This window comes from Microcoleus sp. AT3-A2, from assembly GCF_036705685.1.
Taxonomy (GTDB): Bacteria; Cyanobacteriota; Cyanobacteriia; order Cyanobacteriales; family Microcoleaceae; genus Microcoleus.
The window spans coordinates 1-23,669 of the sequence record NZ_JAUBVF010000002.1; the positions used below are offsets into that span (position 1 = coordinate 1).

At 45.2% G+C, this 23,669-nt stretch carries 23 protein-coding genes and 1 pseudogene; 12 read left to right on the top strand and 12 right to left on the bottom strand.

From position 1 onward, the window contains the following. Positions 1-275 precede the first annotated feature (275 nt). The 3 genes from QUB37_RS01685 (at position 276) to QUB37_RS01695 (ending at position 1,776) form a co-directional block, all read left to right on the top strand. A complete protein-coding gene (locus QUB37_RS01685) occupies positions 276-899 on the top strand; it encodes a GAF domain-containing protein (protein WP_333158500.1) in 624 nt (207 codons plus the stop codon). 42 nt (positions 900-941) lie between these two features. Further along, positions 942-1,553: an ATP-binding protein gene (locus QUB37_RS01690; protein WP_333158502.1), complete on the top strand. Its 612-nt coding sequence runs from the start codon at positions 942-944 to the stop codon at positions 1,551-1,553. Positions 1,554-1,626: 73 nt separating this feature from the next. Continuing rightward, positions 1,627-1,776 (top strand): hypothetical protein, encoded by a 150-nt coding sequence (locus QUB37_RS01695; RefSeq protein ID WP_333158504.1) that lies wholly within the window; start codon positions 1,627-1,629, stop codon positions 1,774-1,776. 106 nt (positions 1,777-1,882) lie between these two features. On the opposite strand, the gene QUB37_RS01700 is transcribed toward QUB37_RS01695, so the two are convergent. Together QUB37_RS01700 and QUB37_RS01705 are read right to left on the bottom strand one after the other, a co-directional pair. Further along, positions 1,883-4,126 (bottom strand): PAS domain S-box protein, encoded by a 2,244-nt coding sequence (locus QUB37_RS01700; protein ID WP_333158506.1) that lies wholly within the window; start codon positions 4,124-4,126, stop codon positions 1,883-1,885. Positions 4,127-4,535: 409 nt separating this feature from the next. Then, on the bottom strand, positions 4,536-6,014 hold the full coding sequence (locus QUB37_RS01705) for a leucyl aminopeptidase (RefSeq protein ID WP_333158508.1): 1,479 nt from the start codon (positions 6,012-6,014) through the stop codon (positions 4,536-4,538). A 337-nt stretch (positions 6,015-6,351) separates the two neighbouring features. Between QUB37_RS01705 and QUB37_RS01710 the strand changes: the two genes are divergently transcribed. Then, entirely contained in the window at positions 6,352-8,550 is a 2,199-nt protein-coding gene (locus tag QUB37_RS01710; RefSeq protein WP_333158510.1) for a transglycosylase SLT domain-containing protein, read from the top strand. Between the two features lie 186 nt (positions 8,551-8,736). Here QUB37_RS01710 and QUB37_RS01715 read toward each other — a convergent pair whose 3' ends face one another. After that, on the bottom strand, positions 8,737-9,234 hold the full coding sequence (locus tag QUB37_RS01715; protein ID WP_333158513.1) for a pentapeptide repeat-containing protein: 498 nt from the start codon (positions 9,232-9,234) through the stop codon (positions 8,737-8,739). 109 nt (positions 9,235-9,343) lie between these two features. Here QUB37_RS01715 and QUB37_RS01720 point away from each other — a divergent pair, with 109 nt between their 5' ends. Then, on the top strand, positions 9,344-9,712 hold the full coding sequence (locus QUB37_RS01720) for a phage holin family protein (RefSeq protein WP_333158515.1): 369 nt from the start codon (positions 9,344-9,346) through the stop codon (positions 9,710-9,712). Positions 9,713-9,716: 4 nt separating this feature from the next. Here the strand turns inward: QUB37_RS01720 and QUB37_RS01725 are convergent, their stop codons facing one another. Then, complete coding sequence (locus QUB37_RS01725) at positions 9,717-10,514, bottom strand: cobalamin biosynthesis protein (protein ID WP_333158517.1); 798 nt, start codon at positions 10,512-10,514, stop codon at positions 9,717-9,719. A gap of 120 nt (positions 10,515-10,634) precedes the next feature. On the opposite strand from QUB37_RS01725, the gene QUB37_RS01730 reads away from it, so the two are divergent. Beyond that, positions 10,635-10,997, top strand: coding sequence for a hypothetical protein (locus tag QUB37_RS01730; RefSeq protein ID WP_333158520.1), 363 nt, complete (start codon positions 10,635-10,637; stop codon positions 10,995-10,997). Positions 10,998-11,062: 65 nt separating this feature from the next. Here QUB37_RS01730 and QUB37_RS01735 read toward each other — a convergent pair. Next, positions 11,063-11,260: pseudogene (locus QUB37_RS01735) on the bottom strand (TetR/AcrR family transcriptional regulator); the annotation flags it as partial. Between the two features lie 75 nt (positions 11,261-11,335). On the opposite strand from QUB37_RS01735, the gene QUB37_RS01740 reads away from it, so the two are divergent. Beyond that, on the top strand, positions 11,336-11,698 hold the full coding sequence (locus QUB37_RS01740) for a hypothetical protein (RefSeq protein ID WP_333158524.1): 363 nt from the start codon (positions 11,336-11,338) through the stop codon (positions 11,696-11,698). An 8-nt stretch (positions 11,699-11,706) separates the two neighbouring features. On the opposite strand, the gene QUB37_RS01745 is transcribed toward QUB37_RS01740, so the two are convergent. Beyond that, the gene (locus QUB37_RS01745; protein WP_333158526.1) at positions 11,707-12,228 is read right to left on the bottom strand and encodes a GNAT family N-acetyltransferase; all 522 of its coding nucleotides are present in this window, start codon (positions 12,226-12,228) and stop codon (positions 11,707-11,709) included. A gap of 24 nt (positions 12,229-12,252) precedes the next feature. Next, positions 12,253-12,870 carry a TetR/AcrR family transcriptional regulator gene (locus QUB37_RS01750; RefSeq protein WP_333083393.1) on the bottom strand — a complete coding sequence of 206 codons (618 nt, stop codon included), beginning with the start codon at positions 12,868-12,870 and terminating at the stop codon, positions 12,253-12,255. Positions 12,871-13,145: 275 nt separating this feature from the next. On the opposite strand from QUB37_RS01750, the gene QUB37_RS01755 reads away from it, so the two are divergent. The 3 genes from QUB37_RS01755 (at position 13,146) to QUB37_RS01765 (ending at position 17,895) form a co-directional block, all read left to right on the top strand. Next, positions 13,146-14,741 carry a pitrilysin family protein gene (locus QUB37_RS01755; RefSeq protein WP_333158528.1) on the top strand — a complete coding sequence of 532 codons (1,596 nt, stop codon included), beginning with the start codon at positions 13,146-13,148 and terminating at the stop codon, positions 14,739-14,741. Between the two features lie 172 nt (positions 14,742-14,913). Further along, positions 14,914-16,395 carry a pitrilysin family protein gene (locus tag QUB37_RS01760; protein WP_333158903.1) on the top strand — a complete coding sequence of 494 codons (1,482 nt, stop codon included), beginning with the start codon at positions 14,914-14,916 and terminating at the stop codon, positions 16,393-16,395. Positions 16,396-16,668: 273 nt separating this feature from the next. Beyond that, a complete protein-coding gene (locus QUB37_RS01765; protein WP_333158530.1) occupies positions 16,669-17,895 on the top strand; it encodes an SAM-dependent methyltransferase in 1,227 nt (408 codons plus the stop codon). A gap of 119 nt (positions 17,896-18,014) precedes the next feature. Here QUB37_RS01765 and QUB37_RS01770 read toward each other — a convergent pair whose 3' ends face one another. From QUB37_RS01770 to QUB37_RS01780, 3 genes are all read right to left on the bottom strand, one after another. Next, positions 18,015-18,761, bottom strand: a complete 747-nt coding sequence (locus QUB37_RS01770; RefSeq protein WP_333158531.1) for a Uma2 family endonuclease — start codon at positions 18,759-18,761, stop codon at positions 18,015-18,017. 212 nt (positions 18,762-18,973) lie between these two features. After that, a complete protein-coding gene (gene asnS, locus QUB37_RS01775; RefSeq protein WP_333158534.1) occupies positions 18,974-20,365 on the bottom strand; it encodes an asparagine--tRNA ligase in 1,392 nt (463 codons plus the stop codon). Positions 20,366-20,465: 100 nt separating this feature from the next. Then, entirely contained in the window at positions 20,466-20,831 is a 366-nt protein-coding gene (locus QUB37_RS01780) for a DUF2203 domain-containing protein (RefSeq protein ID WP_333158536.1), read from the bottom strand. Between the two features lie 118 nt (positions 20,832-20,949). On the opposite strand from QUB37_RS01780, the gene QUB37_RS01785 reads away from it, so the two are divergent. Then, positions 20,950-21,225, top strand: coding sequence for a DUF6439 family protein (locus QUB37_RS01785; RefSeq protein WP_333158538.1), 276 nt, complete (start codon positions 20,950-20,952; stop codon positions 21,223-21,225). 264 nt (positions 21,226-21,489) lie between these two features. Here QUB37_RS01785 and QUB37_RS01790 read toward each other — a convergent pair whose 3' ends face one another. Both QUB37_RS01790 and QUB37_RS01795 read right to left on the bottom strand, forming a co-directional pair. Then, positions 21,490-21,978 (bottom strand): anti-sigma regulatory factor, encoded by a 489-nt coding sequence (locus tag QUB37_RS01790; protein ID WP_333158540.1) that lies wholly within the window; start codon positions 21,976-21,978, stop codon positions 21,490-21,492. Between the two features lie 215 nt (positions 21,979-22,193). After that, positions 22,194-22,502, bottom strand: coding sequence for a hypothetical protein (locus tag QUB37_RS01795; protein WP_333158542.1), 309 nt, complete (start codon positions 22,500-22,502; stop codon positions 22,194-22,196). Positions 22,503-22,674: 172 nt separating this feature from the next. Here QUB37_RS01795 and QUB37_RS01800 point away from each other — a divergent pair, with 172 nt between their 5' ends. Further along, on the top strand, positions 22,675-23,583 hold the full coding sequence (locus tag QUB37_RS01800; RefSeq protein WP_333158544.1) for an alpha/beta fold hydrolase: 909 nt from the start codon (positions 22,675-22,677) through the stop codon (positions 23,581-23,583). Positions 23,584-23,669: the final 86 nt, after the last annotated feature.

A 23,669-nucleotide genomic window follows, 5' to 3' on the forward strand; every position in this document is an offset into this window, starting at 1 on the left:
AGTGTCAGAATCCTATCTCTTAAATTTAGTTGGCGATAAAAAGTTTTTTGAGCAGCCATTGCTGGAATTAATAAATCCTCCAGGTGATTCGCAATCGCTTCATTTTCTATTTGGGGACTATTTTTTTTCTTTGCATGATCTCGGTTAATTCTTTTTTTGCGAATCATAACTGGTTCTACTCGGGCTCAACTGCTTGCCCCGTAAAGGTTTCATCCTATTTTACCTTTTTTGGTCTACCCCCTTGACAATTTGCACTTTTTCTTAACTTGTCACAAATGGTCGTAGCTCAAGCCGCACAAAAGCAGACAAAAATATTAGAAATTCCTCTGGAACAATATCAGGAAATTCCTCAGAGTTTGATTTATGCGGTGGCACGAACTCAAGCGACGGCTGTTTTTGACAACTTAAGTAAAGCCGACCAATTTGCAGGCGATCGCTATATTATCGCTCATCAACCTAAATCAGTTTTATGTACTCCAATTATTCGGCAAGAAAAACTCGTCGGTATTGTGTACTTGGAAAATAACTTAACAGTGGGAGCATTTACTAATGAGCTATTAGAAATTCTCCAGATGCTCGCAGCTCAAGCGGCGAACTCTATTGATAATGCTCGTTTATATAAACAAATAGAGAAATATTCCCAAAGCTTAGAAGCAGAAGTAGCGCAAAAAACGGAAGATTTAAGGCAAAAAACTTTTGATTTAGAGCAAGCCTTTAAAAGCTTACAACAAACCCAAGCACAATTAATTCAGAGCGAAAAAATGTCATCTCTCGGTCAACTGGTAGCTGGGATTGCTCACGAAATCAACAATCCAGTAACATTTATTCGTAGTAATGTTGCACATATAGAGGGTTATCTCAAAAATTTACTTATTTTACTTGATATTTATCAACAATAGTATCCAGAACCCAGTAAAGTAATTCAAGCGAAAATATAAGAAATGGATTTAGATTTTATATGGGAAGATTTAATTAAAATTCTGCAATCTATGAAAGCAGGGAGCGATCGCATTAGCCAAATTATCCTGAGTTTGCGTAACTTTTCCCGATTAGATGAAGCCGACATGAAAGCAGTAGATTTACATACCGGAATTGAAAGCACTTTGCTAATTTTACAAACTCGCTTAAGACTGAGCGATGGCAAATCAGAAATACAAGTTATTAAAGAGTATGGAAATCTGCCCCCTGTCATTTGTTATGCTAGTGAGATAAATCAAGTATTTCTGAGTATTATCAGTAACGCTATTGATGCTCTTCAATCAATTAATAAAACAGATAAAAATCCTGTGATCAGGATTCAGACTGAATTCATTGAAAAAAAATGGGTTAGAATTAAAATCACTGATAATGGCGCCGGTATCCCGGCGAATATTCAATCCCGAATATTCGATCCATTTTTTACAACTAAACCAGTGGGTAGCGGTACAGGTTTGGGTTTATCTGTTAGCTATGGTATTGTCAAAAAACATGGCGGTAAATTAACCTGTAATTCTAGAGTTGGAGATGGTACAGAGTTAGCGATAGAGATTCCTATCAGCTATATTAGAACCTAAAGAAGCTTCTTACTGCTACACCCGTTGGGAGGTAAACCAAAAAATATTCGATCATTTATTGACGAGGAAAGCAGTGGGAAAAGGAACGGGTTTAGGATTGGCGATCGCACGGCAGATTGTAGTTGAGAAACACTTTGGTATGCTCGAAGTCAACTCAACTTTAGGCGCGGTACACAATTTACAATTTCACTGCCATGTTGAGCATTACCTGGGTAATTTATAGCCAATTTTTGGATTTTTCTTAAAATTGAAAGTTTTTTACACCCCAGTTTAAAATTTGGGGTGAGCGATCACTTCTGCCAAATTCTCGATACTTCGGTTGCACTAATTTATAAAGGAATCTCGATCGCAAATTCCGTACCTTCTCCTACAGTGGAACGGCAGCTCAAGGCTCCGGCGTGTTTTTCCGCGACAATTCGGTAACTGATGGCTAACCCTAAACCAGTGCCTTTTCCCATCGGTTTTGTCGTGAAAAACGGGTCAAATAATCGGCTCCGCACGTCTTCTGTCATGCCGATCGCATTATCGGAAATGCGGATGCAAATACTATTTTCGTTCAGGGCTTCTGTGCGAATGCTAATAGTTGGTTTCCAATCGTCGCCGCCGGCTGCCGTTAGCGAAGCCCTCGGAGAGGATCGCTTTTTATGGTTGCAAGCATCTTCTAAGGCGTCAATACTGTTGCTAAGCAGGTTCATAAATACCTGATTTAGCTGACCCGCATAACATTCTATTAAAGGGAGTTGACCGTAATCTTTGATTATTTTTATTTCTGGATAGTCGCCTCTGGCTCGGAGTTTGTTATGCAATATTAAGAGGGTATTATCTATGCCTTCGTGAAGGTTAGTAGGTTTTTTTACGGAGTCGTCTAAACGCGAGAAATTTCGCAAGCTCAAAACTATTTCGCGAATGCGATCGGCTCCCATTTTCATCGAAGATAATATTTTTAGTAAATCTTCTCTCAGAAATTCTAAATCGATATTGTCAATACATTCTTGAACTTCTACCACGGGCTGAGGATAGTGTTTTTGGTAAAGTTCCACAAGCTGCAACAAGTCTCGGATATATTGGCTGGCGTAGGAAATATTGCCGTAGATAAAACTGACAGGGTTATTAATTTCGTGAGCTACTCCAGCTACCATTTGACCGAGACTTGACATTTTTTCGGTATGAATTAGATGAGCTTGAGTTTCTCGGAGTTCTTTGAGAGCGATTTCTAGCTGCTGGGCTCTGTTGTTGGCGATCGCCTCGGAGAGCCGCAAAGCATCCTCCGCTGCTTTGCGCTCTGTTATGTCAAAAATGGCGCCGTTGAGGGATAAAACTTCACCGTCTGCGTTGAAAATGGCTTGACCTTTCTCTACAACCCACCGCACATTTCCGTCGCAGTGAATTAGGCGATATTCGATGATGTAAGGTTGTTTTGTCTTAATAGCCCGATCGATAATTGTCTCGATCTGCTCAGCGTCATCGGGGTGAACTATACTCGGAAAAGCCTGCACCGGTTTTTGCATAAAGTTAGCTGCAGGATAGCCGGAAATAGCTTCTATGCCACTGCTGATAAAAGTTAGGCTCGATCGCCCAGCAGGGCTGCACCGATAAACCGCACCGGGAATGTTAGAAACTAATGACCTAAATTCTTCTTCTCTTTCTCGCAAAGCTGCCTCAATCCGCTTGCGTTCGCTAATGTCACGAGCAAAAGCGCACTGATATTCTTTGCCGTTAAATTCCAAATGGTTGATCGTAATTTCTACCGGAAAGATGCGACCGTACTTAGTGAGGTGGTGAACTTCAATATTAACCGAACCGCATCGTTTTAAGACTTTCCAGTGCAAACTCCAAGCAGTTTGGGGAAAATCTGGATTGATGTCGTGCACGGTCATCGAGAGCAATTCTGCTGCAGAATATCCCAATGAAGTGCAAGCAGCGTCGTTGACGTACACAAATTTACCGTCGGGCCCGATCCAGAATATCGCATCTGCCGATCGGTCGATCGCAAATTGAGTCAGTTGCAACTTTTCCTCAACCCGGTGGCGATCGGCAATTTCTTTTTCTAACTGTTCATTAAGCGAATTGAGAGCTAAAGTGCGATCAACAATCGTATCTGAAGGATAAAACTTGAGCGATTGTTTTGCCAATTCTCCTTTCTCTATATCATGCGGGTGGTGATTTTCTTCTACCTGTTTTAACGACTGTTGTTGAAATTTTTCTTTTTGATTGAAACCAGACTCGGCAAGTGCTTTCGGCATGAGGGCGAGGGCGATTGCGGCTAAAAGCCAAGAAATCAAAGCACTTGTAGCTTTGAGAGTTACCGACAGCCAATATATGGAATGCCAAAGCGTCCAAACTTCCGTCAATTTAGCCGCACCCCAGGCAAAAAAAACAACCGCAAACAGCAGGAAAATCTTGCGGTGAGAACCTTGGCGGGTAAAATAAACTAAAGATAGGGCGATCGAGCAATAAGCCAGTGCCGTCAGCGAGTCAAAAACAGCGTACAGTCGCAACTCCGGTACCACGTTGCAGGCGAGTCTAGAAGATACAGCAAGTGTGGAAAAAAAAATTGTTAATTGTTCTTGCATAAAGTTCAAGAAAAAAATTATCTGTACCAATGCAAATCCGATCAAATCTAATTATTTGATTTCGGCTAGTGAAATATTTACATAATTATATACTTTTTTCATTTATGAAACAGCTATTTTTTCAGGAAATGTCAAAACTGTCGAGGTGGCGCCCTGAGAACGAAGCTTTTCTCAAATATGAGCAATGGTGAGCGTCACGGCTAGCAACGCTTACGTTGCTCCCTGTCACGGAATACATAGGTTCGCCTACTGATTGCTTCAGAAACATTTAAATTGTTAATGATCGCTATTAAATTTTCTTTTAGATTACTTAGGCAGTGAGCCAGGGGTTAAAAACCCCTGGCTCACAGATGGACTAACAAACTTTTAACGCAGAGAAAATCTCAATTTTTGGGCTGGAAATCCACAATTAAGCGCCGCCCAGCGCCCAATGCACCAAAGTCCGAACTCCAAAACCGGTAGCCCCAGGGCCATTGTAGCCATTTTCTTTGTCAGTCCAAACCGGGCCGGCAATATCTAAATGCGCCCATGCAGTATCCTTTACAAACTGCTTCAAAAATAGCGCCGCCGTAATCGAACCACCGGGACGTGGGCCTGTGTTTTTCATGTCGGCGTGCAATGCTTTCAAGCCCTCAAAATATTTTTCTTCCATCGGCATTCGCCAAAATTTTTCGCCTGCCAATTCTGAGGCGGCGACTATTTCGGCGGCGACGCTATCTTGAGGACTCCACAAACCCGCGATATCGTCGCCTAAAGCAATGACGCAGGCCCCGGTGAGAGTTGCTAAATCGACAATCGCGTCAACTCCCAGTTTATCAGCAAATACCAAAGCATCAGCCAAGGTTAAACGACCTTCAGCGTCGGTATTGTTGACTTCAATTGTTTTGCCGTTGGAAGCTGTAAGGATGTCTCCAGGGCGCATGGCGCGGCCGCTGATCATGTTTTCAGTGACGGCGCTGATAAAGTGAACTTCCACATCGGGTTTGATGTGTCCGATCGCCTTTGCCGCTCCCAAAGTAGCCGCAGCGCCGCCCATATCTATTTTCATCATTTCAATGCCGCTGCCCGCACCTTTGATGTTCAAACCGCCAGAATCAAAGGTCAATCCTTTGCCCACAATTGCTATTTTGCGGCGCGGTGTGCCTTCGGGTTTGTAAGTTAGGTGGATGAATTTTGGCGGCAAATCAGATGCTAGGGCTACGCCGAGAAAGGCTCCCATGCCGAGTTTTTCACAGTCTTCCCGCTCCAATATTTCTAATTCTAAACCGCATTCGGCAGCTAGACTTTGAGCAGTTTCTGCCATGGTAATCGGGGTGACAAAATTTGCCGGCGCTGCGACTAATTCCCGTGCTAAAATGACTCCGGCAGTGATTTGGCGGGCGCGGGCGATCGCACTTTCGGTATCGGCAAAACCAAGCAAATGAATTTGTTCGAGTTGCGGGCTTTTGTCTTCCTTTTCCGATTTGAAACGGTTGTCTTGATTCAGGGAGAGTTCTACACCTTCGGCGATGGCGCTGGCTGTAGAATCCGGCGCGTTTTTCCACACCGGAAAGCTAATTCCGAGGGTTTTGCATTTCTCTTTTTTGGCTAACTTGGCGCAAACGCCCGCAGCTTGCCGCACGGTGTCTAATTTTAAGTCCTCTGTTTTGCCCAAACCGACGATCGCAATTTTGCGAATGGGATTATTGCCGCCGACGCGGGTGATGGCGCTCGTGCCCACTTTGCCCTTAAAATCTACTTCCAGTAGCAGCTCTTTCAAAGTACCTGCAAGCTTTTCATCTAATTGTGCCAGCTCGCCGGTGAGTTCCAAGCCGTCCTCAAATAGACCAATTGCCAGGGCGTCTCCTGTCCAAACAGAGCGGGGCGTATCGGTGACTAGAAATTCCATGTTTTGATTTACACTTTAGATTTTAGATTTTTGATTGTACTTTGCAGTGGGTGGTTTGTGGTTTTTCGTTGGTGCGGGTAAATAGATCGATCGCACAAATTTTCGGCTCCACATCAAAATAAATTCTGCTACTATATCAGCCAAGTCCGCCTGCGATCGGATCTTCCACAAATCTCAATCATCTGTTTGGGGGTCGGCTGTCCGTTTTTGCCCCACTATTAACATTTATTTCTCGTTGAACAGGCATCCTGCCTGTGATGGCGTAGAACATCCATCCTGCCTCTGAGGGCTCTTGACAAACGATCGGTTATCTATTGTTATTCTCTTAAATTTTCCCATGCTAAAACGACGCCGGGCCCGATTTTCTGTTTTAATAAGCGTTTCAGTTTGCGTTATTGCGATCGGCTCTTTGGTTGCTGCGATGAAATTGATGGGTTTGGGCTCATCCCAGAAGGCTCAGCAGCCCCTGAATGCAGCGAATTCCGAATCGCAAGTCAAGATGTTGGTATCGCTATCACCGAGCGAGCGATCGGCGAAATTAGTTGAACTCGCAACCACTCAGTCTGCAAGTACGAACCCGCAGCAGGAAATCTCCCCTCAAAGCCGTGCCCGCTACCTGCTGGCCAGCGATTTAATCCAGCAAGGAAATGCCGCCAAAGCATTAAAATTATTGGACAAATTAGAGCAAGAATATCCGGTTTTAGCTGCTCACATTGCCCTAAAAAGGGCCCAAGCCTACCAATTGAGCGGCGACAAAGGCAAAGTCCAAAAAGCTTGGCAGGAACTACTCAAAAACTATCCGAGCGACCCAGTAGCAGCGGAAGCTTTATATGTTTTAGGCAAGTCAAAACCGGAATATTGGCAACAGGCAATTAGTGAATTTCCTGGTCATCCCCGCAGCGTAGAAATTGCCCTCCGCAAGTTAAAAGAAAACCCTAATCAGCCGCAGTTAATGCTGCTCGTAGCAAAATACGGTCATTATGTCAAAGATTACGGGACAATTTTGGAACAACTGGTGCAGCGAAACAGCGCCGGTTTGAAACCGGAAGATTGGGAAGAAATTGCCTTTGGTTATTGGGAAAAACAAGATTATGGCAAAGGAGCTATTGCTTACGGGAAAGCTCCCCGCAACGCCAAAAATCTTTACCGCAAAGCTCGCGGTTTGTGGCTCGACGGAAAAATCCCGGAATCGAGAATTGCCTATCAAGAATTAGTGCGCGAGTTTCCTGATGCCGAAGATACTGGTTTGGGTTTAATTCGGCTGTCGCGGCTGAGCGAGCCAAAGGATGCGATCGTTTTCCTCGATCGAGTTATTAGCAAATTCCCCAATTATGCCCCCGAAGCTTTGTTAGATAAATCCCAACTTCTCGACAAAGCACGCAGTGGTCAATCCGCCTCAGATACCCGCAAATTGCTATTGACAAAATACAACAATTCTGATAAGGCAGGCGAACTGCGGTGGACGATCGCCCAGCAGTATGCCAAAGGCGGAGATTTAAAATCAGCTTGGCAGTGGGCGAGAGAATTAACCACCCACAATCCCGACAGCGAACAAGCTCCAGAAGCAGCATTTTGGGTCGGGAAATGGGCACAGCAACTCGGCCGCCAACAAGACGCCAAGACTGCATTTGACTACACTATCTTACGCTATCCCGAATCATATTTTGCATGGCGATCGGCTGTACTTCTCGGCTGGCCCGTAGGCGACTTTACCACAGTCCGAGATTTGTCTCCCAATGTAGCGCGGCCGCCTCAGCGCCCCGAACCCACTGCAGGTTCTCCTGCTTTGAAAGAACTCTATCAATTAGGTCAAGATAGAGATGCTTGGACGCTGTGGCAAATAGAATTTATCGACCGCGTAGAGCCAAGTATTGCCGAACAGTTTACCGACGGTTTAATGCGAGTTGCAGTCGGAGACAATTTAGACGGTTTGTGGATGGTTGGGAGTTTGCGGCAGCGCGATAAACCCGATGATAGAACTCAATACCTCGAACTCAGACAGCAACCGATTTATTGGCAAGCACTTTATCCTTTTCCTTACTTAGAAACCATTGTCAAGTGGTCAAAAGAACGCACAATAAATCCAGTATTAGTAACCGCATTGATCCGGCAAGAATCCCGGTTTATGCCCTCCATCAAATCATCAGTTGGCGCTACCGGTTTAATGCAAGTAATGCCGGAAACAGCAGCTTGGGTTGCTCAACAAATCAGCCTCAAAAAGTATTCATTGGAGAATGTGGACGACAACGTTAAACTCGGTACGTGGTATTTGGATCACACTCACGACGAGTACAAGAATAACTCGATGTTAGCTGTTGCGAGTTACAATGCTGGGCCGAATGCAGTAGCAGATTGGTTGAAGAGGTTTAATTTTAGTGACCCGGATGCTTTTGCGGAAAAGATTCCTTTTCCTGAAACGAAAGGATACGTGAAATCGGTGTTTGAGAATTACTGGAATTATCTACGGATTTACAATCCCGAAGTTAATCAGTTAATGAGTGAGCATTATGCGGCTGCTCAGAAAAAAGCAAAGTGAATTATTCGTGGTGTGGGGGCGGGTTTATCTAAATTGTTGGTAATCGTTATATCTTTTTGGTGGAACCCGCCCCTACCAAATATGGTTTTGTAGCGGGTTCCACCAACCATAATCGCCCCAAACAAACAATCTCAAAAACCCGCCCCCACCCAACAAACAATCATCAGTAATTGACCGGAGATGATATCAGCGACATCCCAAAGAATCGCGAGTAGAAATCCCAGTTTGCGAATTAATACCGCTGGCTTTTGTACACAATTCTTTAACTTGTGCGCCATCCATAATTGCGTCGGTAAAGTCAGCGCCGGTGATATCAGCTCCCTCAAAAGTAGAACGCAGCAAAATTGTTTCCGCTAAAACTGCATCGCTTAAATCTGCCTTGGTAAATTTAACTTGATCTATCATTGCATTAGTTAAATTGGCGCCGTGCAAATTCGCCTGAGTCATCACCGAAGCGCTCATAATTGCTCCCCGCAAATCGGCATTAGAAAAATTAGTCAAGTCCATATTAGCGTTAGAAAACTCAGCGGCCCGCAGCATTTGACCAGAAAAATCGCGTCTTGTCAGTTCGGCGTTGCTAAAGGACAACGGCGGAGCGTAATATTTAGATTGAGCCAGCGCTGGCTGCGGCAGAATGAAGATAGTTAGCGCCAAGAGCAATGCTGCTAGTTGCCGGAGTTTCATAAATCTGATATTCTCGCAAGGTGGATATTTCGTAGTGTATCCCGAACTTTGGTCGATCGACTAAACAGTTAAAATCTGAATTAAGAGTGATGGAGATGGAAAAAAAGATATGCTAAGTTTTTTCTTAACTTGGATAGTAGCCGCAGTTTCGCTGGTAATTACCGCTAACATTGTACCAGGTATGGCGGTGGTTAGCTTTCCGGCGGCGATGCTGGCTGCTGTTGTTATCGGATTGGTGAATGCGGTTGTCAAACCGATTATTACATTGCTGACGCTGCCTTTGACCATTATTACTTTAGGTTTGTTTTTGTTTGTGGTGAATGCAATTTCGCTTTCCCTGGCTTCCTGGTTAGCGGCTGCGTTCAATATCGGCTTTGTGGTTAGCGGTTTTTGGCCGGCTTTGGTGGGTTCCATTGTGTTGTCATTCGTTTCTGGGTTGATCGGTCGATTTGTTAATGCCGATACTTTGTCTCAGTAATACATTATCCCGGATATTCGATCGGGCAAACTGCAACCGCTACTGTTACGGCAGAACCCGCCCTAACCCCTCCTTGTGAAAGGGGGGGATTTTTGTTGCGAAATATTTGTTTAGGGACTAAAAGCCTTTCACGGGCGGGTAGGATACCCAGCCCACAACCAGATTCACTCTTTGTGGAACAGGCATCTTGCCTGTTGTTGAGAACGGTACAAGATATCAGTTCGATCGCACACAGTGCCGCAGCTTCTGCTACGCTGGGCGTGCCGACTTCTTTGACTACAATATTTGAAGGATTGGGGACTTCTACGGAACTTAAAATGTCAGCAGCAAAGGTTTTTAACGGCCAATTTCGCGCTTGACAAAGTTCCAGCAAGCCGACTTCACCTGCTTTAGTGTCTATTGTAGCAAGACCTGCGATCGCACTTTCCGCTAAATGATTAGCGCGACATACATTTTGAATCGCAGTTTCGATTAATTCTCGCCCTGTTCCGCGTTCACAACCTATCCCTACCCACAACACTCTCGGATGCCACTGAACCTTTGGCAAAGCAGATTCCGGCGAAAATCTTCTCTGCGTGAAACTAATCCAAATTCGGGCTTTGATAGTTGATAGATTTTCCCCTTCCCAATACAAAGAATGTTTTTCGGGCAGGATGTTGTGCCACAAAGTAGAACCAACTTCTTGAATTACTTCGACAGTTTCCCCTCTAGCAAGAGCCGCCGCCACTCCAGTCCAGTCACCTTCGCCCCGGCTCCAACCGCTGGGAATGTCTAGCATATCTAAAGTAAATTCATCGCTCATTCTTCAGTTATCTATTCTGTAGTTTCACTGCGACCGCAATCTAAAAAGAAACTTAACACTCTGTTGAGTGAAAATTTTGGTATAATTGTAGCATAAACTACAAAAAACCCAACATTTAAGATGGTAGAACTAAATCAGTTACTGTTAGAGCTTGAAAGCAACCTCAAATGGGAAGGACTTATAGAAGAATGGACAGAACGCCGGGAAAGTTGGGTTAGCGATGCGGCAGCATCAGTTAACCTGACATATCTAGCAGAATTGCTAGTTGAATTGGAATCTAACTTGCAGTGGGAATCGGTGGATATTCAGTGGCAAGAGCGTCGGGAAAGTTGGGTAGAAGAATGTCTGGGAGCATCGATTGTTCAAGAAGTATCAAGTTTATTGCTGGAACTTGAAACCAATATAAATTCGGAAGCTATGGCTGATGAATGGCAGCAGAATCGCGAGGATTGGGTACAGCAAATGCACAATTTTAACCAGTAGTTTCGACGACTCAGAGCCTGTAGATATTGCGTTTTCAGGCTCAAAAATTTCCTAATGACTAATGATTAATGACTAATGACTAATGATTCATCTTTCTGCAAAACCCAATTCAAAAAAATATCAGCGAGTCCTTCAGCCATTTCGTGCATTTGCTGCCGAGAAGCATTCGGCTTCATAATCGTATTTTGACTGAAGGGCGCGGCTGCAAACATTCCCAAAAATACCTGAGCCATTTCCCAAAAAGCCTCAGCCACATCGCTCATTATAAAAAACCAACAGTCTAAATCAATAAAATTTGTACCATTATAGCACAAACTGCAAACAAGAAAAAACTTGATATGGTAGAACTAAATCAATTACTGTTAGAGTTTCAATCCCACCTAAACTGGGACGCAGTGAGGGAAGAATGGAAAGAACGTCGTGAGTGTTGGATGAGCGAGGTGTCAGCAGCAAGTGACGAACAACACCTAGCCAAATTGCTAGTTGAATTAGAATCCAATTTTCAGCGAGAAGCGGTACAAAGTCTCTGGAAAGTGATCCGTGAAAGTTGGGTACAAGAATGTCATATAGCATCGACGCTGGAAGAAGTATCAAGTCTATTGCTGGAACTTGAGAGCAATACAACTTGGGAAGTAGTGACGGATGAATGGCAGGATAATCGGGAGAATTGGGTACAGCAAATGTACGAATTTATAGAGTAATAATTCACTTAATCAAAATTAACTTTCATCGTGAATGATGTCCCTGCTGTGCGGTTGATTGTCTCGCTTCCGTCAATTACTTTAAATCCCGATCGCTCGTACAAACTCAGGGCTCGATTCGAGCTTCTGACACTCAGGGATACCGATCGATAAGAGACTTTCGCTGCTGACAACAAACGATCCAGCAACTGCGTTCCTACACCCTGATTTCTATATTCTGGAAGAACGGCGATCGCCAATTCCGGGATAGTATCGTCAACCCAGCCAAACCCCTTGTCATCATTTGTAAACAAACGCAGCCAGGCGGCTCCTACTGGCTGGCTCCCGTTCAATTCGATTGCTGCGAAGCCCAGATCGTTTGCACGTCCCCAATTCTTGACATATTTCGCAATTAAAGGATGATTCACAACCGCTTGCACCGTTGATTCACCTTCTTCTGCCACGTGCGCCGCTTCATACAGCATTTGCCACAGAAAATGCTCGTCTTCCTGGGTTAGTGGCCGAATAGAATAGTGCAAAACTTTGCCCATAACAACTTTTCCCTGTTGCCCTAATTATTCATCTTTCAGCAAAACCCCATTCAGAAAAATATCAGCGAGTCCTTCGGCCATTTCCTGCATTTCCTGCGGAGAAGCATTCGGCTCCATAATTGTATTTTGACTGAAACCCGCGACTGCAAACATTCCCAAAAATACCTGAGCGACAATCTTCGGATTCATCTTTCGATAAACTCCTTTTTCCATCGCCGTTTCAAAAAAAGCCTCAGCCACATCGCTCATTTTTCCGATGACTTCCAACTGAATTCTGTCGCGCAAATCGGGGTGAAATTGCGCCTCCAAAAAACACACCCGCATCATGTCGCTATTCTCGCGGATATTCAGCATCCGTCGCCGCATCACCTGAGCCACTGCTTTGTAACTGCCCATCTCGCTCAATTCTGTCAGCAAATCCGTCAGCAACTCAACCCATCCTTCCGTCGCCACCTCAATCAAAATCGCTTTTTTATTATCAAAATGCCGAAATAGCGTACCCTCGGCCACCCCCGCCGCTGCTGCTAAATCGCGAGTTGTCGTGCCGTCGTATCCGCTGCGGGCAAACAACCGCTGGGCGGCTTGTAAAATCCGCTTCTTGGTTTCTGTTTCAGAAGGAGGAGACTGATTAAAAATTCGCATGGCTTTGGAATCGGTAATTTCCGACTTGGAACTACGGGGTCGGGACTGAAGGGCTAAATAATGTTAAGTTTTAAGTTGTGCGCGGCTTTGATTCCAAACTTAAAACTCCTCGCCGGGCTCCAGACCCTTTTTGAGATTTGCTGTATCAGCGTAACATCTGCGACGCAACAGATCGCTTATGCCCCCAAAAATCTTTATCCTTAGAAAAGAATCTCTGACCGCCGAGCACAAACATTTTCTTGTTTGACAATCCCAAATCCATAATCGCAAATCGAATGACCCCGCAGTTCCAAAAACCCCGTGAAGCGAAGCTATCCCGTAGGGAAGCGCCCGATCGCAAAACTCGATTCATCGCCTCCCTACTGGCCGCTGTACTGCTGTGGTGGGGAATTTCTCCCGAAATCGCCCTCGCCCGCCCCAACGCCGCTAGTGGCTCCCAAGCAGTCTCTGTTCAACCGTCGCTCGATCGAGTAATCAGCCAAGTCAGCGAATTTAAGCTCGACAACGGCATGAAATTCATCGTACTCGAAAGGCCCAGATCGCCTGTAGCATCGTTTCTGATTCACGCCGATGTGGGTGGGGCAAACGAACCCGACGGTAAAACAGGTGTCGCTCACTATCTCGAACATTTAGCCTTCAAAGGCACGCCAAAAATCGGCACTACCGACTACCAAGCCGAAAAGCCGCTGCTAGAAAAACAAGACCAACTCTTCGAGCAAATGCAAGCAGCCAAGGCTAGCGGCAAAACTGAAGAAGTAGCCCAATTAAAAGCAGAATTTGACAAAGTTGAAGCCGAAGCTTCGCAATTTGTCAAGCGCAACGAACTCGGCAAAATAGTGGAACAAGCAGGTGGAGTCGGACTAAATGCCGCTACTTCCACCGACGCCACAATGTATTTTTACAGCCTTCCAGCTAATAAGTTAGAACTGTGGATGTCGCTGGAATCAGAGCGATTTCTAGAACCAGTATTTCGGGAATTTTACAAAGAAAAACAGGTAATTTTAGAAGAGCGCAGGCTGCGAACGGAGAATTCTCCGATCGGACAAATGGTTGAACTTTTTGCCAACAAAGCTTTCTCTGCTCATCCCTACCGCCGCCCCGTAATTGGCTACGCTGAAGACATTAAAAACCTCAGCCGCAGCGACGTGCAGAATTTTTTCGAGACTCACTACGTCCCCAGCAAGCTTACTGTTGCGGTGGTAGGAGACGTGAAAGCTTCGGAGGTGAAGCGACTAGCTCAAATTTATTTCGGCCGTTACAAGGCGAAACCAGCGCCTCCAGAATTGCAGATTGTCGAACCTCCCCAAACGCAAACTAAGGAAGTGACGCTGAAATTACAAACTCAACCTTGGTATTTGGAAGGATACCACCGGCCGGCGATGAATCATCCCGACAATGCGGTTTATGAAATGATTGGTTCTTTGCTCAGCGATGGTCGCACTTCTCGGCTCTACAAATCTTTGGTAGAACAACAGCAATTGGCGCTGGCTGCTCAAGGTTTCAGCGGTTATCCGGGGGAAAAGTATCCGAATTTGATGTTATTTTACGCTCAAACTGCTCCGGGCCACACGGTTGATGAGGTGGCGGCAGCTTTGAACAAGGAAATCGAGCGCCTGAAAACTGAGCCGGTTTCTGCTTTGGAATTGGAGCGCGTGAAAACTCAGGCGAGAGCCGATTTGTTGCGATCGCTCAATTCTAATATGGGCATGGCATTTGCGCTGGTGGACTATGAAGTAAACACCGGTTCGTGGCGAAATTTGTTCAAGGAATTGGATGCGATCGCGGCTGTTACTCCCGCTGACATTCAGCGTGTCGCTCAGGCAACTTTCCGCCCGGAAAATCGCACGATTGGTAAGCTTTTGCCACTGTAATAAGAAGGAAGAGGGAAGAAGGAAGAAGGAAGAAGGAAGAAGGAAGAGGGAAGAAGGAAGAAGGAAGAAGGAAGAAGGAAGAAACACTCGTTTCCAGGCTCTGCCTGGGAACGCACATCCAAAGGCTCTGCCTCGATTTAGAATCATCACAATAGGAAACATTGGAGAAAGAATGAAAAGGACTAAATTGAGACTGAAAAAAGTAAAGTTATTTCTGCTATCGCTTTGCTTTTTTACTGTTTCACTTGGCACGTTTAATTTGTTACCTTCCTTTGCGGCTGCACCGAAACACTACGACGAATTAACCTTCCCGGCGGTGCCCGAAATTAAATTACCTAAATATACTCGCTTCGAGCTGAAAAATGGCATCCGGGTGTATCTGATGGAAGACCGGGAACTCCCGTTAGTCGGGGGAACGGCGCTATTTCGCACGGGCGAGCGCTTTGAACCTGCTGATAAAATCGGACTGGCAAGTTTGGCGGGAGAAGTGATGCGAACTGGCGGCACGACCCGGCATACGGCTGATGAACTAAATCAGTTGCTAGAACAGCAAGCAGCTTCGGTAGAAACGGGAATTGATGTTAGTTCCGGTACCGCTAATTTTAGTGCTTTAGCTGAAGATTTGGAACCCGTGTTTGACTTATTTGCGGAAGTGATTCGGGAGCCAATATTTGCTAAGGAAAAGTTGGATTTAGCGAAGAAGCAAACTCAAGGTGCGATCGCCCGCCGCAATGACGATCCTAACGATATTACCGGCCGCGAGTTTCAAAAGTTAATTTATGGCGATCGCAGTCCTTACGCGCGCACGGTAGAATACAAAACCCTCGCCAATATTTCCCGCGACGATTTGGTGAGTTTCTACCAGAAATATTTCCATCCCAAGAATATGATCTTGGGTATTTCTGGGGACTTTGATACAGCTAAAATGCGAGCGCTCGTCGAGGAAAAATTCGGCAACTGGCAACCGAGTCAAAGTGCAGAAGTGCCGCCGTTACCAACGGTATCGCCGGCAAATCAAGGTGGCATATTTTTGGTAAATCAGCCGCAATTAAGTCAAAGTTACGTGCAAATGGGACATTTGGGCGGAATGCTCAGCAGTCCAGATTACGGTGCTTTGGACGTAATGAACGGGGTTTTGAACGGTTTCGGTGGCCGTTTGTTCAATAACGTGCGATCGCGCCAAGGCTTAGCTTATTCAGTATACGCGGCTTGGAGTCCGAGGTTTGACTATCCGGGGGTGTTTGTCGCAGGAGGCCAAACGCGATCGGACGCTACAGTACCGTTTATCCAGGCAATTCGGGCAGAGATCGATCGTATCCGCACCGAACCAATTACCGCCGAAGAATTAGCTTTTGCTAAAGATTCCACCCTCAATTCTTTCATCTTCAAATTTGAAAATCCCAGTCAAACTTTGTCGCGATTAATTCGCTACGAATATTACGGTTATCCCGAGGATTTCATTTTTCGCTACCGCCGCAGCATCGAAGCAGCAACAATTGCCGACGTGCAGCGCGTAGCCAAGACTTATTTGAAACCGGAGAATCTGGTAACATTAGTAGTGGGAAATAGTACGGCAATTGAACCGCCGTTATCGAGTTTGGGAACTTCGGTAAAAGTGCAATCTGTTGATATCACAATTCCCTCGGCTACTTAATCGATGATTCCTGTGACGCACCAGACTATTGTGTGGTGCGTCACTGTGAGATTGTGAATCTAATTGGTAAATTTTCGATGGCGAACCTTACGGCTAATGAATAATATAATGCAATACGGTTTACTTAAGACGATCCCCCCTAACCCCCCTTAAAAAGGGGAGTAGGGGGTGGGATCAGAATGCCCTCAAAGTCAACCCCTACTCCCCTTCTTAAGGGGGATTTAAGGGGATCTCCGGGGCATAAATATGTTAAGTGAACCGTATTGTAATATAATGAATATAACCACACAAGAGCAATTCGAGTTAATTCTAGGTTCTAGTATAGAAAATCAAGAATTCATCAGATTAACTTTAGGGAAGTATAGAGGAGGAGAAGACGGTTTAACTAAAATTATTGTGAGAATTGTAGAATTAAAAGCAAGCATAAAGCTTTCTTTAACCTATAGTTATAAAACTAAGGAAATAGTCAAAAATCACCCAATCGAAGAAGGATTAAATTTAATCAAAACCCTGATTGGCAGTCAATTTATGAGTATTAGATTATTCTCGATCGAGCAAGATGTTCAACTTGAATATGGCAAAAATAAAAAACCTAAAATTAATTTTATTAAGCCCACCTTTACCAATCCTGTTGATACGACTCCGCAGCAACACGACCGTAGGAAGAAACGGTATATTGAATCAGAAAATAATGTATATCTCAGAGCATTAGGCATTACCAATAGTCAAGGGAATGTCGTAAGAACGATGGAAGATAAGTTCAGACAGATAAATAAGTTTGTGGAAATCATACATGGCTTAGTTGAATCATCAGAATTGGCAGAAAAAAGTCATATCTCTGTAGTTGACATGGGTTCAGGAAAGGGATACTTAACCTTCGCAATATATGATTTTCTGAACAATATTTTAGACAAGGAAGCATCGGTTATTGGTATAGAAAGCAGAATACATTTAGTGGATTTTTGTAACTCTGTTGCCCAATCAGTTAATTTTGAAATGTTACATTTTAATCAAGGAAATATCAGTAACTATAGCGCCAAAAAATCAGACATAACCATCGCACTTCATGCCTGCGATACTGCAACAGATGATGCAATTTATAAAGGGATACAGTCTGATTCTTCCTTAATCATCCTAGCACCATGCTGCCACAAGCAAGTTAGGAAACAAATTCATCCGAATATGGTTTTGAAGGATCTCTTAAAGTCTGGTATTTTGCTGGAGAGGCAATCGGAAATAGTTACTGATGGATTAAGAGCGCTTTTACTTGAATTGTCTGGCTATAAAACTAAGGTTTTTGAGTTTATAGCTGCTGAACATACGAGTAAGAATATAATGATTGTGGGAATTAAAAGCAATCATAGTATCAATAAGGAGCAGATTATTGGACAAATCAAAGAAATTAAAAAACTTTATGGAATAAACTTTCACTATTTAGAGACTTTACTATTTCCCCACTTCTTTCTTTCCCCCGATCTGGCCGATATAATTAATGCTTAGTTGGTAAGCGATCGCGCTATAATACCAATTTCAACCCGATCGCATTCAAGCAGTAATCCTGGGTTTGAAGTGCCCTACGGTCAATTTGGATTGAGTAGCGATTTGCCCGATCGCCCGATTCATGTCAGCAGATCGGGATCGACACCCAACTCGCGCAACTTTGCCGCCAATACCTCCGCCCGCTGGCGTTCCTGTTGAGCCAGCAGCCGTTCCTGTTGGGCCTGTTCCGAGCTCCACAGCAGCAAATTTCCCTGCGAATCCCACCAACGCAGCCAATTCATAGTTTGCCCCAGCCGTTCCCCCGACCAAATCCCCAGCCACAAATCCAACTCTGGAATCCGCACCCGTCCCTCAGCATCAGCAGCCTGCGTTTCATAGGCTCCATTTTGCAGATACCGCACTTCCAGCTTGGGCTCGTAGGGGTCGTAGGTAACGTAGGTGGGCACTTGCAGAATCTGTTCGTAGAAGTAGAGCTTGCCATAGGGAGGAGTCGATCGCACCGACAATTCGCTGTAATCTTCATTAGACAAAAACTCCATCACCACCGATACCGGCGCACCCTCCAGATTCGGCGTGTAACTCCGGCGAATCGTCCCCTCAGCAACTGGATGCACTTGCGGCACGAAAAACCAATCCGGTGCTTTGACTACAATCTGCTTATTTACAGTCGCTACCAGTCCAAAATTGGAACCAATAAGGGCGATCGATTGAATGCGTCCAGCGGCTCCCAGAGCATCGGTGAGAGCGGCCGCAAGGGGTGGTTGTTGAATATTTTCCACAGGATCGTCGGGTAATACAAAGTCGGCTGGTAAGGCTTCCCAAGTGACATTTGGTGTTGTGGAACTTGATAAGATTTTAAGAACCATTAACTCATACCATTTGAGATTTTATATTTTAGATTACTCGTTACCAGGCTCCAGCCTGGTAACGCCGGGAGGTTCTGCCTCCATTTTACCAAGCGAGGCAGAGCCTCTGGATATAGGTTCCCAGGCTGGAGCCTTGGAACCAGTTAAGATGTTTGTAGTGGGGACTTTAGTCCTTCATGAATGCGGACTAAAGTCCTCACTACGAACCTCAACTAAAAATCAATAGTCAAAGGCGCTCTCGGAAACGGAATCACATCCCGAATATTCCCCATTCCCGTCATAAACTGCACTAACCGTTCAAATCCCAAACCAAAGCCAGCGTGAGGCACAGTACCGTAGCGACGCAAATCCAAATACCACCACAATTCCTCCTTATTCATACCCTGGGCTTCCATTCGTCGCTCCAACACATCCAGCCTTTCTTCCCGCTGGGAACCGCCGATAATTTCCCCAATATTAGGAGCCAAAACATCCATTGCTCGCACCGTTTTATCGTCCTCATTTAAACGCATATAAAATGCTTTAATCCCGACGGGATAATCGCTGACAATTGTCGGCTTTTTAAACAAGTCCTCAGCCAAATAACGCTCGTGTTCCGACTGCAAATCCAAGCCCCAACTTACCGGGAAATCAAACTTTTTGTCGGCTTTTTCCAAAAGTGCGATCGCCTCGGTATAAGTAATCCGCTCAAACTGATTATTAATGATATTTTCAGCAGTAGCCAAAACCGTTTTGTCAATGCGCTCATTGAAAAACTCCATATCTTCCGGGCAATGATCCAAAACGTATTTAAAAATGTACTTTAAAAACGCCTCAGCCAAATCCATATCTCCCTGCAGATCGCAGAAAGCCATCTCCGGTTCAATCATCCAAAACTCCGCCAAATGTCGCGAAGTATTAGAATTTTCCGCTCTAAAAGTCGGGCCAAAAGTGTAAACATTGCCGAAAGCCATCGCCATAACTTCCGCTTCCAACTGGCCGCTAACTGTTAAATAGGCGCGCTTTCCAAAAAAGTCTTTAGCATAATCAACCTCTTGCGAATCTGTGCGCGGCACATTCTTTAAATCAAAGTTGGTAACGGCGAACATTTCCCCCGCACCTTCGCAGTCGCTAGCAGCAATAATCGGAGTATGAACCCACAAAAAACCGCGTTCTTGAAAAAATTGGTGTACCGCCGCCGAACAAGCATTGCGGACTCGAAAGACAGCACCGTGGGTATTTGTGCGCGGCCGCAAATGCGCGATTGTCCGCAAAAATTCAAAGGAATGGCGCTTTTTTTGCAGCGGATAAGTTTGCGGGTCTGCATCGCCATAAACTTGTACTTGTGAAGCTTTCAACTCAATTCGCTGTCCTTTTGCTGGAGACGCTACCAGGACTCCCGACACTTCTAGAGATGCACCTGTATTCAGTTGTTTGAGTACATTTTCAAAGTCTGGCAAATCTGAATTTATCACTACTTGCAAGTTAGCCATCGCCGAACCATCGTTGACTTCGACAAAGGCAAATTCTTTCAATTCGCGCTTAGTGCGAACCCAACCTTGAACAGTTACAGTTTCGTCGGGTTCACCTGCGCGCAAAATTGCTGCTATTCGTTGAGTTGTCATATCCACTCCTGTTTATTTAATATTTTGCACCATATTTCTCTCTTTTCTCTTCCTCTGCGCCCTCTGCGGTAAAGAAAAAAATCATAAATCTCAACATAGTTCAACCTGCATAGGATTTCAAAATCCAACCGAGCAAAATGCCAAGTCCGCCAAAGCGAACTGCTTGCCAAAAAGGTTGTTTTATGCTTCCCCAAGAAAACAGGCTGCTTTCTAAATTCAACTCGATAGTTTCCAATTCTTGCTCAATTTCCCGCAATTCTTTTTTGAGTTCGGGCAATGGATTTCGGCGTCCCGACTGGCGGATTTCTTCGCGCCGATGACCGAGTTCTACTTGGCGCTGTCGATCGACCTGAATTTGAGTGTACCGTTCTTTGACTGCTGCGAGCGATCGCTCAACTGCTGCGATCGCTTGAACAAACTCACTTTCTTGCTCTTCCGGATTTAACTCTGACTGCTGTTGAGGCATTTCGATCTGCAAACCTGACAATAATAATAAAAAAAACCGATTTCCAATTAAGTTGTTATTATATGCAGTATATTTTTAAAATTCTGAAACGGCAGCCAAATCCGTATAATTGCCAATTATGCTTGAAACTACACAAACAACCCAAACTGTCAACCTCAACGAGCTGAGTACGGTAGAACTAGCCCAAGCTCTCGCCGCGCGCCTCGCCATCCCCGAAAAAGATTGGCATCGCCTCAAAGGCAACCGTTCTGCGCGGGCCTGCGAGCAAGCTGCGGCCGCTTTGGTCTTTTTGCTCAAAAAACAGCCCGAAGAAGCTCTCCCGCGCTTAAACCAAGCAGCAGGATGGCTGGATCGATCGATATCTGCTCCTCCCTGTCCCACCCACGGCAAATAATTAGATTGCTTCGTTCTTCGTAACGCTTCGCGGTTTTGAGTTTTGACTTGAGTAGTCGCTCAAAACTTAGACAATCGCGCCGCTTGATCGAGCAGCGCGATTGTGAGTTCAAAAGATTTATACTTTTTTAACTCAAAACTCACATTTTGCATTATGATCAGCTATCAATAGCCATAGCGTTCAAATTCTCACTGCAAGCTTGAGCCCGATAACGAAAAAATTTCCAGGTCTAGCTGAGGTGAAAACTACTGCCAAGTAGCGGTGCTAGCGCAAGCGAGGCAGCCGGTAGCGACTGGCAAGTTCTTTGCACAGCCGTAACTCCGTACCTTCAGAATTCCACTCTACCCGATCGAATATTTGGTAGAGAATAAACAACCCCCTACCACATTCCTGTTCCACATGGGGTAGTCCAGAGTTATCTGCAACGTCCTCTGCTAGGAGACTGTCGCAATCATCGGTATAAAGGTTGCAACCACAAGGAGCCTTAAAGCCAGAACCTTCATCCGATATCACCCACCAATATTGGTTTTGGACGATCGAAAAACGGACTCCAACAGTTTTACCGGGATCTAATTTGTTTCCATGCTTAGCAGCATTTACCAAAGCTTCTTGAAGCCCCAACCGCAATTCCGCTTGCCAGTAATCTGGCACCTCTGCTAGGAGCAGATCCAAAATAGGACAAAGGTATAGAGTAGAAGCGAAGCTAATCGTAATCCAATTGCGTCCGACGGGACGAGGTGAAATAGCAATCACTCAGAAAACTCCCTAACTTTCAGGTGGATAAAGTTCACACCCTGCATAGTTGGCTCCCTAGTATTCAAAATGCTAATTAATTGAGCGGCGCAGCTCTACTTCTATCTTAGAGTATCAAAGCAATTAAGAACAGCAAACAACGTCACAAAATATTCTGCGATTCTGAGAAACTTCTGCAGAGAACCATCAGTAATTCTACTTATAACTTTTCCCGGTCACGAAATTTTTGATTTCAGCTTTTGCCAACTCGCAACGCTTAGGTTCGCTGCAGCCCCCAAGCCGTCAACACCTCTGGAACAAACGATCCCCACCTGGAAAAGCTCGGAAATAACTATAAAAAAGTCGATCCCTTCACCCTCGCCAATGAGGCTCCACCCTAGCAGCCGCTGCTTTACGCCATCGCCTAGAACTTGCTTTTGCCGCCAAACAGCAAAATCATCATACCTAGGTATGTTGCAGCCAAAACCCGATTTATTTTCCGAAATGCGATCTGGCAAAACATCTCCCATTGCTGCGCCCCTCACAAAATCAATATTCGTTACAAAACTTATTGATCCTGAGTGCGGAAGATCGCCAGCTCTCAACTCGCTTACATTGAGGAATCCTTTGCTAGCGGAACCCCGGGGCGGATGCCAAACTTTATAAATCTGAGCATCGCGATACAATAGTTAAAGTAAATAATTATTTCTTTACATTATGCAAACCACCCCAACCATCACCACAGCCCCTATAGCAGGCACTTACTGGCAGTGGCGGGGCCATTCAGTGTACTACGTTCGATCCAGCGATCGGCATCCAGAACGGCCTCCCCTGCTGTTAATTCACGGTTTTGGAGCCTCCACAGACCACTGGCGCAAAAATATCAGCGGCCTAAGCAAAGACTTTGAAGTGTGGGCGATCGACCTGATCGGATTCGGGCGATCGGCAAAACCCGAATTGCAGTACAGCGGCGACCTCTGGCGCGACCAACTCCACGACTTTATCACCAACATCATCGGCCGGCCCGCCGTACTAGCCGGCAACTCCCTCGGAGGCTACGCCGCCTTGTGTGTAGCAGCCCAGCGCCCCGAATCAGCAGCCGGACTCATATTAATCAACAGCGCCGGCCCCTTCAGCGAACCGCAGCCCGCACCCGAAGCCCCGCCCTTGCAAAAAGCCATATCTGCGGTAGCTAAAACCTTATTTCAGCAAGATTGGGCAAGTTTTCTGCTGTTCCAGTACGTGCGCCAGCGATCGACAATTCGGAAAACCCTAGAAAAAGTTTATCTCGACCAAAGCGCCGTCACAGACCAATTAGTAGAAGAAATTTACCTTCCCTCCTGCGATCCCGGTGCCCCCAAAGTATTCGCTTCCGTATTCCGAACACCCCAAGGCGAAAAAATTGACGTATTACTTAGTCAATTAAACTGCCGGTTGCTAATGCTGTGGGGAGAAGGCGATCCGTGGATGAATTCCACAGAAAGAAGCGCCAAATTTCGCAAACACTATCCTCAGTTGACAGAACACTTTATCAAAGCTGGTCACTGTCCCCACGACGAAGTACCAGAACAGATAAACGAACTGATTCGCGCATGGATAATTGACAAGGGCATTGTTGACTGTTGACTGTTGACTGTTAACTGTTGACTACTGACTACTGACTAATGACTGATGACTTCATTTAACTTTCTGGTTAATCTCAACTCAAACAT

Coding starts and splice junctions, on each gene's coding strand:
- QUB37_RS01705 (WP_333158508.1), bottom strand. CDS start 6,014: ATGGAATTTCTAGTCACCGATACGCCCCGCTCTGTTTGGACAGGAGAC.
- QUB37_RS01770 (WP_333158531.1), bottom strand. CDS start 18,761: ATGGTTCTTAAAATCTTATCAAGTTCCACAACACCAAATGTCACTTGG.
- QUB37_RS01760 (WP_333158903.1), top strand. CDS start 14,914: ATGAAAAGGACTAAATTGAGACTGAAAAAAGTAAAGTTATTTCTGCTA.
- QUB37_RS01755 (WP_333158528.1), top strand. CDS start 13,146: ATGACCCCGCAGTTCCAAAAACCCCGTGAAGCGAAGCTATCCCGTAGG.
- QUB37_RS01730 (WP_333158520.1), top strand. CDS start 10,635: ATGGTAGAACTAAATCAGTTACTGTTAGAGCTTGAAAGCAACCTCAAA.
- QUB37_RS01800 (WP_333158544.1), top strand. CDS start 22,675: ATGCAAACCACCCCAACCATCACCACAGCCCCTATAGCAGGCACTTAC.
- QUB37_RS01740 (WP_333158524.1), top strand. CDS start 11,336: ATGGTAGAACTAAATCAATTACTGTTAGAGTTTCAATCCCACCTAAAC.
- QUB37_RS01700 (WP_333158506.1), bottom strand. CDS start 4,126: ATGCAAGAACAATTAACAATTTTTTTTTCCACACTTGCTGTATCTTCT.
- QUB37_RS01685 (WP_333158500.1), top strand. CDS start 276: ATGGTCGTAGCTCAAGCCGCACAAAAGCAGACAAAAATATTAGAAATT.
- QUB37_RS01765 (WP_333158530.1), top strand. CDS start 16,669: ATGAATATAACCACACAAGAGCAATTCGAGTTAATTCTAGGTTCTAGT.
- QUB37_RS01745 (WP_333158526.1), bottom strand. CDS start 12,228: ATGGGCAAAGTTTTGCACTATTCTATTCGGCCACTAACCCAGGAAGAC.
- QUB37_RS01710 (WP_333158510.1), top strand. CDS start 6,352: ATGCTAAAACGACGCCGGGCCCGATTTTCTGTTTTAATAAGCGTTTCA.
- QUB37_RS01780 (WP_333158536.1), bottom strand. CDS start 20,831: ATGCCTCAACAGCAGTCAGAGTTAAATCCGGAAGAGCAAGAAAGTGAG.
- QUB37_RS01750 (WP_333083393.1), bottom strand. CDS start 12,870: ATGCGAATTTTTAATCAGTCTCCTCCTTCTGAAACAGAAACCAAGAAG.
- QUB37_RS01690 (WP_333158502.1), top strand. CDS start 942: ATGGATTTAGATTTTATATGGGAAGATTTAATTAAAATTCTGCAATCT.
- QUB37_RS01715 (WP_333158513.1), bottom strand. CDS start 9,234: ATGAAACTCCGGCAACTAGCAGCATTGCTCTTGGCGCTAACTATCTTC.
- QUB37_RS01720 (WP_333158515.1), top strand. CDS start 9,344: ATGCTAAGTTTTTTCTTAACTTGGATAGTAGCCGCAGTTTCGCTGGTA.
- asnS (WP_333158534.1), bottom strand. CDS start 20,365: ATGACAACTCAACGAATAGCAGCAATTTTGCGCGCAGGTGAACCCGAC.
- QUB37_RS01785 (WP_333158538.1), top strand. CDS start 20,950: ATGCTTGAAACTACACAAACAACCCAAACTGTCAACCTCAACGAGCTG.
- QUB37_RS01725 (WP_333158517.1), bottom strand. CDS start 10,514: ATGAGCGATGAATTTACTTTAGATATGCTAGACATTCCCAGCGGTTGG.